The sequence below is a fragment of the Flammeovirga kamogawensis genome, assembly GCF_018736065.1.
Classification (GTDB): Bacteria; Bacteroidota; Bacteroidia; order Cytophagales; family Flammeovirgaceae; genus Flammeovirga; species Flammeovirga kamogawensis.
In genome coordinates this window covers 982,375-1,000,828 of the sequence record NZ_CP076128.1, presented here as the reverse complement: position 1 = coordinate 1,000,828, position 18,454 = coordinate 982,375, and the positions used below count along the sequence as shown (strand labels likewise).

14 protein-coding genes are annotated in these 18,454 nt (G+C 28.3%); 8 read left to right on the top strand and 6 right to left on the bottom strand.

Going from position 1 to position 18,454, the window contains the following annotated elements; all coding sequences use genetic code 11:
- The first annotated feature begins 135 nt into the window (after positions 1–135).
- The gene (locus KM029_RS03980; RefSeq protein ID WP_144075485.1) at positions 136–1,845 is read left to right on the top strand and encodes an ABC transporter ATP-binding protein; all 1,710 of its coding nucleotides are present in this window, start codon (positions 136–138) and stop codon (positions 1,843–1,845) included.
- Between the two features lie 127 nt (positions 1,846–1,972).
- Here KM029_RS03980 and KM029_RS03975 read toward each other — a convergent pair whose 3' ends face one another.
- Entirely contained in the window at positions 1,973–4,939 is a 2,967-nt protein-coding gene (locus KM029_RS03975; RefSeq protein WP_144075484.1) for a T9SS type A sorting domain-containing protein, read from the bottom strand.
- A 2-nt stretch (positions 4,940–4,941) separates the two neighbouring features.
- Between KM029_RS03975 and KM029_RS03970 the strand changes: the two genes are divergently transcribed.
- The 7 genes from KM029_RS03970 to KM029_RS03940 all read left to right on the top strand — a co-directional run bounded on the left by KM029_RS03970 (position 4,942) and on the right by KM029_RS03940 (position 12,096).
- Positions 4,942–5,457, top strand: a complete 516-nt coding sequence (locus tag KM029_RS03970) for an LbetaH domain-containing protein (protein WP_144075483.1) — start codon at positions 4,942–4,944, stop codon at positions 5,455–5,457.
- Positions 5,454–6,677 carry a glycosyltransferase family 4 protein gene (locus KM029_RS03965; protein WP_144075482.1) on the top strand — a complete coding sequence of 408 codons (1,224 nt, stop codon included), beginning with the start codon at positions 5,454–5,456 and terminating at the stop codon, positions 6,675–6,677. Before KM029_RS03970 ends, KM029_RS03965 begins: the two co-directional genes overlap by 4 nt.
- Positions 6,678–6,944: 267 nt before the next feature.
- Positions 6,945–7,883, top strand: coding sequence for a sulfotransferase domain-containing protein (locus KM029_RS03960; protein ID WP_144075481.1), 939 nt, complete (start codon positions 6,945–6,947; stop codon positions 7,881–7,883).
- Complete coding sequence (locus KM029_RS03955) at positions 7,880–8,974, top strand: glycosyltransferase family 4 protein (protein WP_144075480.1); 1,095 nt, start codon at positions 7,880–7,882, stop codon at positions 8,972–8,974. The genes KM029_RS03960 and KM029_RS03955 overlap by 4 nt, the downstream gene beginning before the upstream one ends.
- On the top strand, positions 8,967–9,851 hold the full coding sequence (locus tag KM029_RS03950; protein WP_144075479.1) for a glycosyltransferase family 2 protein: 885 nt from the start codon (positions 8,967–8,969) through the stop codon (positions 9,849–9,851). Before KM029_RS03955 ends, KM029_RS03950 begins: the two co-directional genes overlap by 8 nt.
- The gene (locus KM029_RS03945; protein ID WP_144075478.1) at positions 9,848–11,026 is read left to right on the top strand and encodes a glycosyltransferase; all 1,179 of its coding nucleotides are present in this window, start codon (positions 9,848–9,850) and stop codon (positions 11,024–11,026) included. The genes KM029_RS03950 and KM029_RS03945 overlap by 4 nt, the downstream gene beginning before the upstream one ends.
- Positions 11,023–12,096 carry a glycosyltransferase family 4 protein gene (locus tag KM029_RS03940; RefSeq protein ID WP_144075477.1) on the top strand — a complete coding sequence of 358 codons (1,074 nt, stop codon included), beginning with the start codon at positions 11,023–11,025 and terminating at the stop codon, positions 12,094–12,096. Before KM029_RS03945 ends, KM029_RS03940 begins: the two co-directional genes overlap by 4 nt.
- Here KM029_RS03940 and KM029_RS03935 read toward each other — a convergent pair.
- From KM029_RS03935 to KM029_RS03915, 5 genes are read right to left on the bottom strand one after another with little or no spacing between them, the layout of a single operon-like run.
- Positions 12,052–13,434, bottom strand: a complete 1,383-nt coding sequence (locus KM029_RS03935; protein WP_144075476.1) for a hypothetical protein — start codon at positions 13,432–13,434, stop codon at positions 12,052–12,054. The two genes, KM029_RS03940 and KM029_RS03935, sit on opposite strands and share 45 nt — an antisense overlap.
- A gap of 48 nt (positions 13,435–13,482) precedes the next feature.
- Positions 13,483–14,913 carry a glycosyltransferase family 39 protein gene (locus KM029_RS03930; protein ID WP_144075475.1) on the bottom strand — a complete coding sequence of 477 codons (1,431 nt, stop codon included), beginning with the start codon at positions 14,911–14,913 and terminating at the stop codon, positions 13,483–13,485.
- A complete protein-coding gene (gene rffA, locus KM029_RS03925) occupies positions 14,903–16,045 on the bottom strand; it encodes a dTDP-4-amino-4,6-dideoxygalactose transaminase (protein WP_205125466.1) in 1,143 nt (380 codons plus the stop codon). Before rffA ends, KM029_RS03930 begins: the two co-directional genes overlap by 11 nt.
- Complete coding sequence (locus tag KM029_RS03920; protein WP_144075474.1) at positions 16,033–16,695, bottom strand: GNAT family N-acetyltransferase; 663 nt, start codon at positions 16,693–16,695, stop codon at positions 16,033–16,035. Before KM029_RS03920 ends, rffA begins: the two co-directional genes overlap by 13 nt.
- Positions 16,673–17,620, bottom strand: a complete 948-nt coding sequence (locus KM029_RS03915) for a glycosyltransferase family 2 protein (protein ID WP_144075473.1) — start codon at positions 17,618–17,620, stop codon at positions 16,673–16,675. Before KM029_RS03915 ends, KM029_RS03920 begins: the two co-directional genes overlap by 23 nt.
- Positions 17,621–18,454: the final 834 nt, after the last annotated feature.

Here is an 18,454-nt window from a genome sequence, read left to right as displayed (position 1 = left end):
TTACATGAACGATTTGAATACACATGTTTCATTCTACTCTTCACACAAATCCCCAATGTATTGTAACCCCATTGCCACATTCTCAACTTAATTCCTTAATTTCGCACCAATAAATTAACAAACGATTTTTTTTAAATGAAAATTCTTTTTCAGACCATACAATTCATTCGTTCTATCTTACCGAAAGACCAAAAGATAAAAGCGATGGGTGTAAGTGTATTGCTTTTTATAAATTCTGGTTTTGAGTTGATTGGGTTAAGTGCTATGCTTCCTGTATTTGCAGTGTTATTGGAAGATAATATGGTGGAGAAATACGAATGGGCAGAATGGTTGTTCAATACTTTTCATTTAACAGATGATAAACAACTAATTATTCTCCTTACTTCTTTGCTATTTTTAGTGATATTGACAAAAAATATTGCAGGTTTATTAATAACCAAATACCAAAGTGAGTTTGCATTAGGGTTGTACAGTGATTTTGCAAAACGATTGCATCAAATATATTATAAAAAAGGCTTTACTTTTTTTAAGGAAGAAAATTCAAACATTCTAGTAAGAAATATAAATATTACTACGCAAAATTTTGCTAATCAACAATTTCTAGGATCTTTAAATTTAATAAATGAATTACTTATTTTATTCACAATTTTAATTGGAATCACGATTTATGACATTAAAGTTATTGGCTTGTTGTTATTTACAGCAGCACCTATTTTTGTGGTTTTTTATAGATATGTAAGATCAAAGACTATTGAAATGGGTTTAATTCGAAGACAAGTAGAACCATCTTTAAATCAAAATATATTTCAATCAATATTCGGTTTTACTGATGTACTAATTTCTGGATCTGAGGATGCATTTCGTAATGAAATTAATGTAAATGTAGCTAAAATGGTGGCTATTAATGTAAAATCAAATATTTATAACTTAGCCCCAACAAGAGTCATAGAAACTTCATTAATGATGGCTATTTTAGTAATGAACATTTATGGTGTCTATTCTTTAGGATCTCGTACGGAATTACTACAATTGTTAGGTGTTTTTGCAGTAGCTGGTTTTAGAATAATGCCTTCTTTAAACAGAATGGTGACTTACCTTAATGGCTTAAATCAGTTTAAATGGACATTTGAGGTGTTAAAACCATTAGCTCAAGAACAAAAATATACTAGAAAAGCACAAAAAGAAGTTGTTTTTAAAGACAAACTAGTGCTTGAAAATATTAGCTACGCCTATCCAGATACCCCTAATGATTTTATTTTAGAAGATTTCTCTTTGCTTATTAAAAAAGGAGAAACGTTAGGTTTAATTGGAGCTTCAGGCTCAGGGAAAACTACCATCATGAACATTCTCTTAGGTTTTTTACGTGTAACCAAAGGTAAGTATAAAATTGATGAACAAGTTTTTGGAGAAGAATACGAAGATGATTTTTACCATAAGGTAGGGTATGTACAGCAATCGGTTTATATAATAGATGCAACTTTAGCAGAAAATGTTGCTTTTGGTTGTGAACAATCAGAAATTGATTACACCAAGTTAGAACGAGTTTTAAAAAGAGCAAGTTTATGGGAAACGGCCAATAAACTCACAAATGGAGTAGATACAAGGATAGGAGAGAACGGTACAAAACTATCTGGAGGTCAAAGACAACGCGTAGGTATTGCAAGGGCTTTATATTTTGATGCAGAAATTTTATTCTTTGATGAAGCGACTTCAGCTTTAGACAATGAAACGGAAAAAGAAATTACTGCGTCGATTAATAAGCTATCGCATACAGATTTAACCATTATAATTATTGCTCACCGTTTGAGTACATTAGAGGAATGTGATCGTATTATTGAATTGTAATAGTAACAGTCTTCATTTTTTTTAGCTGTGCAAATGATGTAAAATAAAGCTAGACCATTTGTTGAAAAAGAAAGTTCACTTAAAAATCCACGAATTAATTCATGGGTTTTTAGGTGAATGAGAAAAACTACTTTTTAAACACCTTCATGGTTACTTCTCCTTTGTCCGTTTTTACCCAAACAAGGTAAATGCCAATAGGTTTACCTTCAAGGTTAATTGACCATTTGTGCAAAGAGGATGTATTGTAAATGTTCAAGTAAATATTTCCAACGACATCATACACTTTTACGTCAATAATACGAACAGCATTAGAGATTTCTAATGTGAAACGATTTGCTGTAGGGTTAGGATATAATTTTAATGTTCCTCCAATCTCATTACCAATACTGGTTACATTACCATCTACAGTAATACTATAAGAGGTTAATAATATAGTAGTATAGCGTTCATTGGAGATGGTATAGTTGTATTCTCCAGTGTTATTGACTCTTAAAGATTCTTCATTTTCTCCATCAATGATACTGCCATTTCTATACCATTGATAAAAGTCGTTGGTAGTGCGGTCTTCTTCGGGAATAGCTAAAAAATTAAACCCATTTTCTAAAGTGACAGTCGTTCCTTCTTCACCAATACTTTTTTGATTGCCATACACAAAGTTCACTCTTCCATTACTCTCGTTAAGCACAATTTTATCCATTTCAGCAAAAGATAAATGGTTATTGGAGATATTGATATAACTTAAATTCGTTAAAGCATCCATATCATTGGGTAAGGCAATAAGGTTGTTGGCAGAAATATTAGCATTTTCTAATGCAGTTAACGAAGTAAAGGAAGAAGGTAACGCATCAATATTTTTATTCCATATATCGAGGGTTGTAATTCTTGCATTCTCACCATCTACCTGAATACCTTCCCAAGATCCAACAGGAGAAGTGTTTGGCCAATTTAAAGTGTTATTTGGATTGAGATCTATATTTTTTAAGGCTACAAGGACTAGAGAATCTTGTTCGTCCACTTTATCTGGTGAGACAAAAATAGATGCTGTTTTTAAAGTGAGGTCTGTAATTGTTGGATTATTAATTTTGGTGTAAAATTCCCCAAATTGATTATTAATAAATAAAGAGTCATTGTTTGAATTCGGGATTGCGACTCCTTCATAATACCATTGATAGGTATTTACATCTCTTAATGTAGGATCTATAGTTTGGTCCACGACAATATATATATACCCAGAAGTGCCAACATATTGAGGCGCACCAGCTGTGCCTTGTGGGCTATATGTTCTACTATTACTTGTTTGAGGCAATAGCTCAATATCTTCAAAAGTTAGAAAGTTCTCTTGAATGGATAAATCAGTTAGATTTGTTAAGTTTGAGATACTACTTTCTACTAAAGTGATCTGATTGTTGTTTAACGCTAAGACTTCTAATTGCGTTAAATCAGTTACCGTTGCAGGAATGGAAGCAAACAGATTATTCCCTAATTGAAAAGAAGTCAACTTACTTAATGTAGATAGAATGGGTAAAGAAGAAAAACTATTATTTGATAAATTTAAAGTAGAAAGTTCCGTCAATTGTCCAAAATCGGCAGGCAAAGTGGAAAGTATCTTTCCGTTCAAGGCTAACTCATAGACACGCCCACCTCTTAAGGTGACACCATTCCATGTGTCCATCTGTTTAGAGAGGTCCCAACCCAAAGAATTTCCAGAGTTGGAAGTATATAATTCTTTTAAAATGCGTTCATCATTATTATAAGCATCTTGATCGTAGATAAAAGTAGTGGCTTGCTTTAAAGTAAGGTCAGGAAATAATGAGTTTTTAACCTCACAGTAATAAGAACCTACAGCAGCAGCTGAATACGTATTTGAAATTGCTCCAGCAATGGCCCCGTTTTCATTGAACCACTGGTAAGTGTCGTTAGCATGTGCAGCAGAATCTACCGTCATAGTTACGGTATTTCCTAACGAAAAACCAATAGAGCGTTCTTCCCCTAATTCAGCTTGGGGAGCATAAGTGAAAGTAGTAGGAGCAAGACTACCAAGGTTGGCTAAATCTGCAAAAACTAATTTGTTGTTCTGAATTTCAAGTGCTGTTAAGCCATCCATTGTGGCCATTTCTGCAGGAAGAGTATACATCTCTTTATTGTCAATAACCACAGAGGTAACTCTATCTGCTAAATCTCCCGAATGTGTTACTCCTGCCCAATCTTTAACTCTAGTTGGATTTGTTGTTGGCCAACCTAAATTATTTCCTATATTTGTGTCCCTTAATATAGCAAGGGCAGTTGAGTCGGACCAGAAGGGACCGGCATTAGTAATCTCATAGTTACCAGATGTTACAGTAGGAAGGTCACTAAGAAACGGATCTGAGTTGGTAATAATACAATAGAAAAGGCCATTTTCATTGGTAGTTAATTTTCTTACATTAGAATTTCCTATCGGACTATTGTTTTTATACCAAGTATAAGTGTTGTTTACTGAAGAATCATTAACTATTAATTCGACAGAGTTTTCATAGTAAATTGTAATATCGTTATTTAGTTTATTTTGAGGATTAATTGTTGCTCGATTAATAAACCTTGGTATTAATTCCAATGCAGAATAACCTAAATTATTTGAGTGAATTACTAACCTATATATATTTGGTAATTTATTAAAACTTAATGGTATATAATTTATCTGATTCCATTGAGCATTTAAATATCTTAGGTTTATAAGTTTGTCAATTTCTTCGGGTAGTTTAGTTATATTATTTCCATAAATGGTTAAATCTCGCAGTAAACTTAATTTCGTAATTTCATTAGGCAGTTGTGTAATGTTATTATTGTAACATTGAAAATTGACTAACTCATTGCTATTTGAGATTGAAGATGGAATTACATATAAATTTTTATTATTAACATAAAGATTCGATAATCTATTATTTTTTAATGTAATACCACTCCAATTATCAATTGGGGTATTGATATCCCAATTTAATGTGTGATCTTGATTTACATTTATTAAATCAATTAGAAATAGTGAATCTGCTTTTCTATCTTGACCATAGGATTTAAAAACTATAAAAATAATTATAAAACAATAAAGGTATTTCATATATGACAGGATTATTGAAAATATATTACACTAAGATATTAAAAAGGCCACATTATATACATATTCCAATAGGTTTATTATTGGTGAATTTTCTTTTTCAAAGAATATTTAGGATTAATAGTGAAGTTCCATTTTCTGTTCACTATACCAATAAAATAAGAGGATATAAATTTATGGAAATACATGACTCTTCAAATATTAGTTTAACAGTGTCGAGTGGTTGTTATTTTGCAGCTTCTAAAAGGTCAAAATTAGTTATAAAGAAAAATGTTATTATAGCTCCAAATGTACTGATTAATACTGAAAATCATGGTTTAAAAGATCGAAGAATTTATAATGGTAAAATAATAATTATTAATTCCAATGTTTGGATTGGTGCTAATTCATTAATACTATCTGGTGCTGAGATTGGAGAAAATTGTACAATAGCAGGTGGAAGTGTTGTTTTAAGAGGGGCTTATAGAGGAAATACTTTATTAGCCGGAAACCCAGCAGTTATAAAAAAAGAAATTGTATGAATTTTTTAATATTAAGTTATTACTTTAAACCGTTAAACTCTATAACTGTAAATAGAGTTGAAGCATATATTAAAGGTTTAACAGATAAAAACCACAATGTTTATCTTATAACAAGATATTATAAAAAAAATAGTATGACTTGGGATGAGATTTGTAGTATTGAATCTGAAAAAAAACAAATAACAGTTGAAGTTGTTAACAAACAATTTAAAATAATAAGAGTACCACAGCAAATCAAAAAAAACAAAAATAGTTATCTTCTTAGTATAAGAAATCTTATTAATAATGAATTTGGTGTATATACTTCTACATCAAACTTTGTTGATGGATTAGATTTTATTGAAGAAAAAATTGATTATATATTAGTATCAATTCCTCCTGTAAATCTTTTAAAGACTGCATTACAAATTAACACAAAATTAAATGCAAAATTATTGCTAGATATTAGAGATTTTCAAAACCATATTATTTTAAATAAGAATAATAATATTAATTTCAAATCAAAAATTGAACACTTTTTTATAAAGAGATTTTATAAAAAAGAAATACATAATTTTGATCAAATTTTTGCTGTAAATAAACAGTTTTTAGATTTCTTTTCATCATACCCAATTGAGAAAAAAGAACTGATATTGAATGGATTTGAAAAATCTATTTTTGATAAATATGTAGATAAAGAAATTGATACTAATTGTTTTCAAATTTCAGTACTTGGTACAATTTATCCAAAACAGAATATATTATTATTTTGTGATATAATAAATGAATTTGTAAAGAATAAACAAAATGTAAAAATAAACTTTATTGGCTTATTAGCAATTCCACAAATGAAAGACAAAATACTAAATAACATTGATGAATTAAATATTTGTTACTTTACCAATAGGATCAGTAGGGAAGAATGTCTAGAAATTGGAGCTAAATCATCTATATTATTTTATCCTGCTTGGGAAGATTATAAAGGTGTGTATTCTGGGAAAATTTTTGATTATGTAGGTCTAAGAAGAAGCATTTTAATAGCACCAACTGATAATGATGTAATTCATGAAATCGTTATGAATAATAAATTAGGTATTGCAACATCATCAGTTAATGAAGGATTGTGTTTTTTAAATAAAAAATATATAGATTGGAAAAATAATAAAATAAATAAAAATATTTGTTTGGATGAATATTCTAGAGAGATTCAAATAAATAAAATGTTTAAAAAAATAACCTAAATATCTACCGACCAATTATAAGGATTTATTAAAGTATTATTATGAAATAAATATTATTCTTGTGATCAAATAAGTTGTTATGTAAATAGCATTACATTTTAATTAATTCCAATGAGTTTGATTTTTAGCTATATGTTTAGATAAATATTTTCTGGTACTAGAAAAGGCTTTTTAAAAACCCTGTATTTTCAGTGTAAAATGATTTCAACATAAAAAAAATAAAAACATATTTTTAGATCAAAATCAATTATTAATAAAATTAAACAAATGAGAAATTTATTATTAAGGCTTAAACAAAAAGTTTTTTCTATTTATTATTCTTTATATATTAATAATAAAATTGATTATAAAAAATCTAAACTTATATTTTCAGATCCAAGAGGAGGAAGTACTTGGCTTGCTGAAACACTTTATTTTTTGCTAGATGAACACTGTTTAATTTGGGAACCTCTAAGAAAGAAAAGGTTTAAAAATATAAGTGATAAATTGACTTCAATAAGACCTTCAATAAATAAATACGAAAATTATGAAACAGAGCTATATCAATTGAAGAATTTGTTTTCATTAAAGTATAAAAATCCTATACTATTGCCATATACATCAACGTTTGAAATAAAAAAATACACCCATACAATTATAAAATTTTGTCGAGGGAACAATCTTCTTCCTTGGTTAGTCAATAGTATTGACTTTAAATATAAGCCAATTTATTTTGTAAGACACCCACTCGCAGTTGTGAAATCACAAATTGAACATGGATCTTGGGATGATATCGATTTACAATATTCTCTTAAAATACTATGTTCCGAATATAAAATTGAACAAAGTATAATTGATTTTATTCACGATCAAAAAATTTTTCTGTTCCTAGTTTGGTGTATTCATAATAAAAATTTGAGTAAATCAGGTAATTGGTTACTTATATCATATGAAGAGTTATTTTTAAATCCGATTAAAACATTTAATTTTATTAACGCTGAATGGAAATGCATCAATCAAAGTAAAATTGATACATTTGATTTTAGAAAGAATAGTAGAACAGTAAAAGATAATAAAATTATTTTAGGTGAGAAAATACAATTATCTAGTTGGAAAGGCTTTTTTTTAGATGAAGAAATTAAAAAATATCAAATTATTTTAAATTATTTTAAAATTAATTATTATAATTTATACGATGTATATCCTGTTCATTTAGAAAAGATATGATTTTATATATAATTTCAGACATAGATAAGGCTATTGCTTTTGAACTTATTGCTGAGAAATTTTCTAATGATATTTCATTTATCATTTTGAATAAAAGAAAAGGTTATTTAGATAATTATTTATTAAGAAATAATGTACGATGTTATAGTCTTACTTTAATGAGTAAAAAGGATTACCCTTTATTATTTCTCAAAATTTTGATTTTATTATTTAGGATTAGACCTAAAGTAGTTCATACACATCTAAGAGATGCTAATTTTTTAGGGTTAGTTTCCGCTTGGTTATTAAGAATAAGAAAGAGAATTTATACAAGGCATAGCTCAACTTTTAATAAAGACCTTTATCCAAAATCTGTTAAATATGATAAATTATGTAACTATTTAGCAACAGATGTTGTAGCAATTTCACAAAATGTAAAAGAGGTATTACTAGAAGAGGGGTGTTCAAAAGAAAAAATAAACTTAATACATCATGGCTTTGATTTAGATGCATTTACTAAAGTAAATGAAAAAGACGTTACTTTATTAAAAAAGAAATATGATATACCTCATGATTCAATAGTGATAGGAGTAATTGCAAGGTATTTAAAATTAAAAGGACATATATATATTATTGAAGCATTTAAAAAGTTAAGACAAGAAAACCCTAATTTTTTACTGGTATTAGCAAACACTTCAGGTCAAGATAAAAATACAATTCAAAATTTATTAAAGAGTAAATTAGATGAAGGTTCATATGTTGAAATAGCTTTTGAAAATAATTTATTTGCTCTTTATAAATGTTTTGATTTTTATATTCATACTCCAATTAATAAAGAAATTGAAGCTTTTGGGCAAACATATGTAGAGGCATTAGCTGCAGGGATACCTTCTATTTTTACTTTATCAGGTATAGCGCCTGAGTTTATAAAAGATAAACAAAATGCTTTAGTAGTCCCTTTTTGTGATTCAGATGCAATTTATAATGCAATGAAAAATTATTTACGAAATAATAAATTACAAAAAACTATCATAACAAATGGGATAATTGATGTGAAAGCATATTTCAGTCTAAATTTATTTTTTGAAAAACTTAATTCCTTATATGAATAATATTTTATTCTCAATTATAATTCCAACTTATAACAGAGCAAATTTCATAAAAAAAACGATACAAAGTGTTACAAACCAGACTTATACTAATTTTGAAATAGTTGTTGTTGATGATGGAAGTACAGATAACACTGAAGAAATTATTCATACAATTCAAGATCATAGATTACAATACTATAAGAAAAGAAACGCGGAACGAGGAGCCGCAAGGAATTATGGTGCTAAAATAGCCAAAGGAGAATACATTTATTTTTTAGATTCAGACGATTTATTATACACAAATCATCTAGAAGTTGCTTATCATTTTATAATTAAGAATAACCCAAACATATTTTTTCAACAGTATGAATTTACTAAAGAAGATGGTTCCAAAATACCAAATTTAAGAGTAAATGAATCTATAAATAAATTGTTACTTACAAAAGGTAATTTCATGAGTTGTCATGGAGTTTTTTTAAGTAGTGACATTTTTAGTGACAACCAGTTTGTTGAGGATCGGAAACTAGCAGGTTCTGAAGATTATGAATTATGGCTAAGAATTGCTGCAAGACAAGAAATATTATATTCAAATACTGTTACTTCAACTTTAGTATTTCATGATGATAGAAGTGTTTTAAACTTTTCTAAAGAGAAATTAATAGAGCGTAAATTACTTTTTTTAAAATATATAAAATCGGATAAGAAGTTCAGGTCTGTTTATGGTCAATATATTAAGGCAATAGAAGCTGGAGCCTATTCATATATAGCATTACATATCGCTTTAACTAAAAAAGATAAATTTACTTCATTAAAGTACTTATGGAAAAGTATTAAAGTTCGACCTTATCAGGTTTTAGAAAAAAGAACATTAGGTATATTAAAACAGTTAATTTTTTGAAAAATACACTTTACATTTCCTACGATGGGATGACAGACCCTTTAGGTCAATCTCAAGTGCTCCCTTATCTTAAGGGCTTATCTCAAAATGGTTACAGTATTACTTTAATTTCTTTTGAAAAAGAAGAGAGGAAAGATAAGAAGGCATATATTCAGAAAATTGTTAAAAAGATAGGAATAGATTGGTATCCCTTAAATTACACGAAGAATCCACCTATTGTTTCTACAGTTATTGATGTTCAACGTTTGAAAAAGTTAGCCTTTAAGCTACATCAAGAAAAGCAGTTTAGACTTGTTCATTGCCGTAGCTATATTTCTGCGCTAATTGGGTTAGAAATGAAAAAAAAATTAGGTGTTAAGTTTCTTTTTGATATGAGAGGATTTTGGGCCGATGAGAGAGTAGATGGAAATATTTGGAAGTTGTCAAATCCTATTTTTAGACTAGTGTATGCTTATTTTAAAAAGAAAGAAAAGGAATTTTTGCGATATTCTGATATTAATATTTCATTGACTAATAATGGCTTACAAGTTATTAATGAATGGAATAAATCTAAAGACTTCTCTAAAACGGTGGTAATACCTTGTTGTGCTGATACTACTCTTTTTACAATTAAAAATACTACACATAAAACATTTGTATTAGGATATCTAGGTTCCATAGGAACTTGGTATTTATTAGATGAAATGTTGGATTTTTATTTACGTTTATTGAGAAAACAACCTAATTCTATTTTTCATTTTTTAACGAAAGATGATCCTAATTTAATTTTATCGAAATGTAAAGATAAAAATATTCCACTATCAAATATCCTTATTGAAGAATCGGAACGAGAGGATATTGTACAAAAAACCAGTACTTGGGATTATTCAATATTTTTTATTAAACCGGCATTTTCTAAAAAATCATCATCGCCAACAAAACAGGGGGAACTTATGTCGATGGGTATACCAGTAATTTGTAATAGTAACGTTGGAGATACTGATTTTGTAATAAATAAATATAATTCGGGTTTTCTAATTGATAACTTTGATATTTCTTCTTTTGATGAAGTAATTGATGAAATATTATCTAGCAATAGCATTTTTGATAAAGAAAAAATACGTGAAGGTGCTATTGAATATTTTAATTTAGAAAATGGAATCAAAAAATATTTAGCGATATATAATAATTTATGAAAAAAATATTATTTCTATCACCTTATCCTATTGGGTGTGCACCTAGTCAAAGATTGAAATATGAACAATATTATACATCTATTGAAAAGTCTGGTTATAAAATAGAAACCAGTTCATTTATTGATGAAGATTTCTGGAAAATTATATATAAAAAAGGCTCATTTGCTAAAAAAATATTGTTTACACTGAAAGGTTATATTCGAAGAATATTTGACCTTTTTCGATTGAAAGAATATGACATTATTTATATCCATTTATGGGTAACCCCTTTTGGATTTCCAATATTTGAGTATTTAGTAAGAAAATTATCATCAAAAGTGATATATGATATAGATGATATGGTTTTTCTTGGTCATTCCAGTTCAGCAAATCGCCTTTTTCAAGAATTAAAAGGGACAAAAAAAATGTTGTACTTGATGAAGAATTCAGATCATGTTATAACATGTACTCCAAAATTGGATGAGTTTGTACGGAAATATAATAGAAAAACTACAGATATATCTTCAACTATTAATACTGAAAATTATACAATTAAAAATGAATATTCCAATACAAAAACTATTGTTATTGGTTGGAGTGGGTCACATTCTACCTCAAAATATTTATATCTTTTAGAAGATGTTTTGAAATCTCTCAGTAAAAAGTACAACATTAAAATAAAAGTTATAGGTGATGCAAGTTTTCAAATTCCAGGTTTGACTATTGAAGCACAAGATTGGGATGAATTAACAGAAGTAGAAGAGTTACAGAAAATAGATATAGGTGTTTATCCTTTACCTAATGAAGAATGGGTTTTAGGAAAAAGTGGTTTAAAAGCACTACAATATATGGCATTAGGTCTACCAACAGTAGCTACAGCAATTGGAGCAAATTATAGAGTTATTGAGAATGGAATTTCAGGCTTCTTAGTTAACTCGCAAGAAGAATGGTATACTTTTTTAGAAAAATTAATTGTTGATGCCGATTTACGAAGAAAAATAGGAACTAAGGCCCGAATAAATGTAGTGGAGAATTACTCCATTCAATCAACGTCGTCGACTTACCTTGAAATTATTGATTCTCTTTCTTGATGTTTTTTTGATTGAGTATTGATAATGAATTACAAGAAATAAGGTATAAAAAGGCATCATTGGTGTTTTAAAGCGCCCTAATACACCGTAATTAAAAGAGATATAGCCTGCAATAAAACCAAAAAGTAAAGCATAGCTAAGAAGGAAACCTAAATTAGGGTCTTTTACTGTTTGTTTTAATGTCTTCCATATACCTACTTTAAGAAAAATGTATAATGTAATAAGAAGAAATGCAAAGCTTTCACCTGCACCCATAAGTTGTACTACTTTGGTAGTCTCCCAAGGAAAAGGACGAAAGAGAGTAAAATGTATAGCTTCAGGAAAAGATTTCATCATTCCTAATAATGATAGATCACCCGCAGAAGATAAATGATAAGTAGATGCTTTTCCTCCACCATGCCCACCTCTAGCTTCTCTCCATTTCCCTCCATGGTCACTTTGAAAACCAGAAATAGTACTTTGAGCAGCGATAAACTCTTCATTGTTCTCTACATATTCATCCATTTTTGGAACTAAAAAAAAGAGAATTAATGGAATTGATAGAACAATTATTGTTGTACTACTATATCTTAATAAAGTATTAAGTCGGCTATAATAAAATAAGAAGGCCCAAAAACCTAAGCAGGGAAATAACATAAATATTGTAGCACCTTTTACTAATTTTATCAAATAAAAGCAGATAAATAAAATACTGATATTCTTTGGTGTAAACTCTTTATGAAAGATAATTTTAGCAAAATAATAAGTAAAGAAACCAATTCCTCCAGTAGTAATTGCTTCTTTTATTATTCCACTACTCCAAAATATACATGATGGAATAAAGAGTATAGCACAGCAAACATATTTGTAATGTCTTTTATACTGAGATGTAAATAATTGAACTAATTTCCAAGATCCTAAAAATGACCAAAGACTAAAAAATAAAGCAGTTGAATAAAAACTTTTAAAAGTTAATAAATTAATTAAACCAGTTATTTTTGTAACAGTCCATGTGCTAGAGCCACTTTTGTATGAAATTTTGCTTAAATATTGGATAGACTCTCCACTAAAATATTGATTATTATATGTGAAAACTTCAAATCCAATTTTGGGAGATTTTAAAAAAGCATCTACTATAACACTTCCTTGCTTAAAATAAACAGTGGTGTCACCTCCTCCGTAATAAAACTGATAAATTCCACAAAATACAATTGCACCAAATAATTTTACTTGTAAACCCCTCCAGAAATATTTGCGAGTGTATTTATTTGTCCATTTTTCAGCAAAATAAGGTGCTATTACAAAATAGATAAGTAATAAGTAAATTGGAGTGATAAAAAGGTTATATATAGGATTCATATTCAATTGTGGAAACAATTAATATTAATTGCTACTTTATTAAAGTGTTTATAATTTAATTTTGTTGATTTTTTTAATACAAATATTGATAAAGTAAGTAGTACCCCAAAATAAACTAATAAATGAATACAAAAAATATCGCCATTCTATATGTCTTAGAACAACACAAAACAATAGAATTAAGAAAAGAGGAATAGAAATAAGAATAAAATCTTTTGTGTGTATTGTAAAAAGAAAAAGACCTATAAAGCCAAAAATTAACACGAAATAATAAAGTAGTGACTCGTAATACTTTATAGGCATTTGATAGGACTTATAGCAATTGAATGATTTTGAAATAGGTAAATAAAAAGAACCAGAATGTAATAAAAACTTAGGAATTAACTTTAGACGAGATGTAATTTTAGAATGAGGCTTGTCTTCAATATAAGATTGAGCTAATACATCAATTCTGTTTGCCATCAATGTGTCTTGTTTATCCTCATATTTATACATATTACTAACAATCTCTCTTATTACTAAAATGGAATCTTTATTACATAAATTACTTAAAGGTATATCATCAATTGTATAGATACTTTCTTTCTTTTTATAAAAGAAGCTACTTAAAGCTTTTTTATTCCATGCTTCTTCAATTTCTCCTAAATTTCCAATAAAGTTTCTAAATGATTGAGAAATAGGTTTTTTATAGGTTTGATACCCACTGTAGGGTTCCGTAAGTATGTAAGGTTTTGAAGTTGTATAATAATTTCTATATGACCAAGTTAGAGTGAAAACTATATACGTGATAGAGAATAAAAAACAAAATTTAATAAATTTTTGTAATGAAATGTTATTTGTAATGGAGAAAAATATGATGTCAAGCCCAATAAATACAAAAAGGATTCCCATATATGGTTTAAGTCCTGTTATGTATGTTAAACATAAACCCACAAGAAAAAGATATCTATTATTTTGGTTTGATTTCCATGAGTAATATAAGTATAATGCGAAGATCATTATTGAAATACCTATACTTTCAGGGGAAAGAGTTAAAGTATAAGATGACCAATAAGTCGAGGTTAATAGAATAACATAACTAAGTAAGAAGGTAATGTTATTTTTGAAATACTTTCTAACTAAGTGAAGTAATATGACACTTGAAATGACTTCAAGAATAAACTGTAATAAAACTTGTAAGTTGGAACTTGTTTCTTTATTAAAAAAATGTCTAAATATATAATATATGAAACCATATTGTGGCATTCTACCTGCATAGACATTATTTTTTCCATTATAGAAATGATACGAATTTTCACTTATCAAATTTTCAAATGGATCTAAGTAACTGAAAGTATCTCCTCCTTCTGAATACAATATACCAGACAGTAGGTCAGAAGATTTATAATTACATTGTGAGAGGTTAAATAAGTAAAGAGTGATTGTAATTTTAATTACAATAAAAATAAAATATAGAAAAAAATATTTTTTATTTTTCATTATTCAAAAAAATTATGATAATCTTACAGATAGAGAAAATTTGATCTTGTGATAATTCATAATATAAAGGTAATCTCACCAAGCAGTCCGAATAATAATCACTCATTTTAAGATGTTGTATTGTATTATTTTCTAAATAGTAATCGCTTTGATGCAAACTTAAATAATGAAAAACACATTTCACATTTTTATCAGCCATATACTCAATAAAAGAAGAACGTTGTGTCACATCTTTCAAAATTATATAAAACATATGTCCATTATTAGTAGCATATTTAGGAACAGTAGGTAGTTTAAGAAATCCTTTCTCTTCAAGAGGTTTTAAGTTGTTGTAGTAGGTTTGCCAAATCTCCTTTCGTCTATTTTGAATATCTTCTAAGTTTTCTAGTTGAGCATATAAAAAAGAAGCATTTAATTCACTAGGTAGGAAACTACTACCCGTATCTTTCCACCCGTATTTATTGGCTTCTCCTCTAAAAAACTCAGCTCTATTGGTTCCTTTTTCCCATATAATTTCAGCTCTATTGATAAATGATTCATCATTCATGGCTAAAAGTCCACCTTCACCACATTGAATATTTTTGGTTTCATGAAATGAAAAAGTACCAAAATGACCAATACTCCCCAAAGGTTTTCCTTTATAAAAACTATCGATAGCTTGAGCAGCATCTTCGATAACATATATATTATGTTTCTTTGCAATCTCCATAATAATATCCATGTCCACTGCCACTCCAGCATAATGCACGACAACAATTGCTTTTGTCTTTGGCGTTATCAATGCCTCTACTTTGTCTTCATCAATACCGGGATGATCATTTCTAGAATCTGCAAAAACTATTTGAGCACCTTGTCTTTCAAAAGCAAGGGCAGAACTTACAAAAGTATAGCTTGGGACAATAACCTCATCATTCTGATCAATGTCTAATAATAAAGCACACATTTCTAATGCATCAGTACATGAAGTAGTAAGAAGTGTTTTCCTAAAGCTCCATTTTTCCTCAAAAAAGGATTGACATTTTTTTGTGTAATTTCCATTACCACTAATATGACCTGAGTAGACGGCTTGGTAAAGATAGTGGGCTTCTTTGCCTGTCAGGTAGGGTTTGTTGAAAGGAATTATTTGTTCCATAAATGGTAAATGTATTCTATTTTGTCAATTAAAAAATTCTGAGATTCATAAAATTTACAAGCTAAATTATTATCTAATTGTGTTACAACTTGTAGTTCTTTGTATCCTTTTTCTACACAAATATTTTCTGTTTGTTTAATTAGTAATTTGCCTATACCTTTTCCTCTAATAGCTGTATCAACTGCTAAAAGACCTATACCAGCAATATCATTTTTTTTACTTAACGTAATAACTCCATAATTTTCAGAACCAAAACTGAGTACATCAAAAGCAATTTTTCTATTAATAGAATTTTCTATCCATAATTGATATAGTTCATCGACTTTCTTGTTATCAATTTTATTATCTATTCTGAATCTCGAAAATTCACTACTCTGAATTGCTAAACTAAATAACTTCTCATTTACTGAATTAACAGAATAAATAGTTTCAGAATTTATGATTTTATTCTTAACAATATCTTTCTTAAAAGTAACTTTCTTATCTACCAACTGAATAGTTTGTTTAAATCCACTTTTATCAATTAGCTTATCTGAATAAAGGTAAAGTAAATCGAAATTACCATTCAAATCATTTTCAATACCAGAATAATAGTTAGCTTTGAAAACTTCTAAGTTGAAAAAATTACTATCCCAGTTTAGCTTTTCCATTAATCTGTTCTTTTATAATATAGATGGGTTTTCCTTTTGTCTCGTCAAATATTTTACCAATATATATACCGAGCAAACCAATATTAAAAGATAATACTCCTCCAATGAACCATATGGAAACCATTGTACTAGTCCAACCTTCTACTTTAAAGAAATTGAAAAAATGTCCAATCATTAAATAAAGACCAAATAGAAAGGAGCATAATGTTATAATAAAGCCAATATTAATGCCTAATCTTAAAGGTTTGTTGGAATTAGATAAAATATTATTACCTGCTAGTTTAAGTAATTTAATAAGGTTGTAAGATGAATTCCCATCTTCTCGATTTGCATGAGCAACATCTATGTAAGTAAAGTTAAAACCCATCCAATTTAGAAATAGGGGATACATTCTATTTTGTTCTTTAAAATTTTTAAAAGCATCGATGACTACCTTATTTACAATAGAAAAGTTTGCTATTGTATTATCGGATTTTCTATCTGTAAAATAATCAAACGTTTTATAAAAAAGTTTAGAAGATAATTTTTTCAAAAATGAATCTTTTCTTTCTGCTCTTCTAGCATAAACAATATTGTATCCTTCTTGAATTTTGTGGTATAATTTCTCTATTTCCTCAGGTTGGTCTTGTAAATCCCCATCCATCACAACTAAAAAATCACCTGTACAGTAATCTACTCCTGCACTAATAGCAAAATGTTGTCCAAAATTTTTGGAGAAATTTAATCCAATAACCTTAACATCATTTTGAGCAATTTTTTCAATCTCTTCCCAATCGTTCATTGGACTTTGATCATTTACAAAAATAATTTCATAACTATCACTTACAAGTTTAGACAGTGTTTTGGTAAGTCTAAAGTATAGTTTTGAAATACTTTTTTCGCAACAATAGCAGGGTACGACAATTGAAATTTTAGGAGTGCCCAATAAAGTAAAAGTTTGTTCTAAAAAATCTGATTATAAATCTAGCTTCAAATATACTCAACCAATCTATTTTTTTCTTCATTTCACCACGAACTAATAATTAATATTTCCTCATCAGCAATAAATAACTATTTAGATAATTGCCCTTTTACTTTTAGGGTTAGTTCAACTATAGACCTTTATGTAGCATTTCAATATAAGTATACAAAGATATTTCTAAAAAAGCGTGAGCAAATGCGAAAATGCTGGTTTGATAAAAATTGAACAAAAAAATAACCTCGAAGGAGGTTTTATGAAGTATAAATAGTGTGATCTTGCAGAGGAAAAGTACCTTTAATAAGGGCTAATATTAATGAATTTAGGTTTAGGTCATGATCAACTGGCCTGAGGGATTTTTGTACTCTCAGTAACTGTAAATGATGTATGCTTAATATACTTGTCTTGAGAAGGAGCGTTATTTATAATAACGGTAATGTTTTGTTTTTTCTGATTTCTGATATGTTGAATTAGAAGCTCAAAGAGGAGGTAATCGTTTTTAAAGTGATAGGTTTTTTCTAGAAGGACGCGGAGCTTGTAGAAGTAGATGCGGTGTTTGAATATTTTACTTCTTTTAAGGTAATATTTCCATACAGATTTATCTTTAGTTTTTTTATACTTATGTACTTCTTCATTTTTTCCATTGATGAAAAAACGAAGCAAAAAATCTAGCCTGAGAAGCAAAAAGCTAAATTTATTTCGTTTCATAGGAGCAATTCAAACTCGGTTAAAGCCTCAAACAGTGAATTACTCTAATCGATTTCACTTCATAAATTTTTAACGCTTTTTTCTTCAATGACG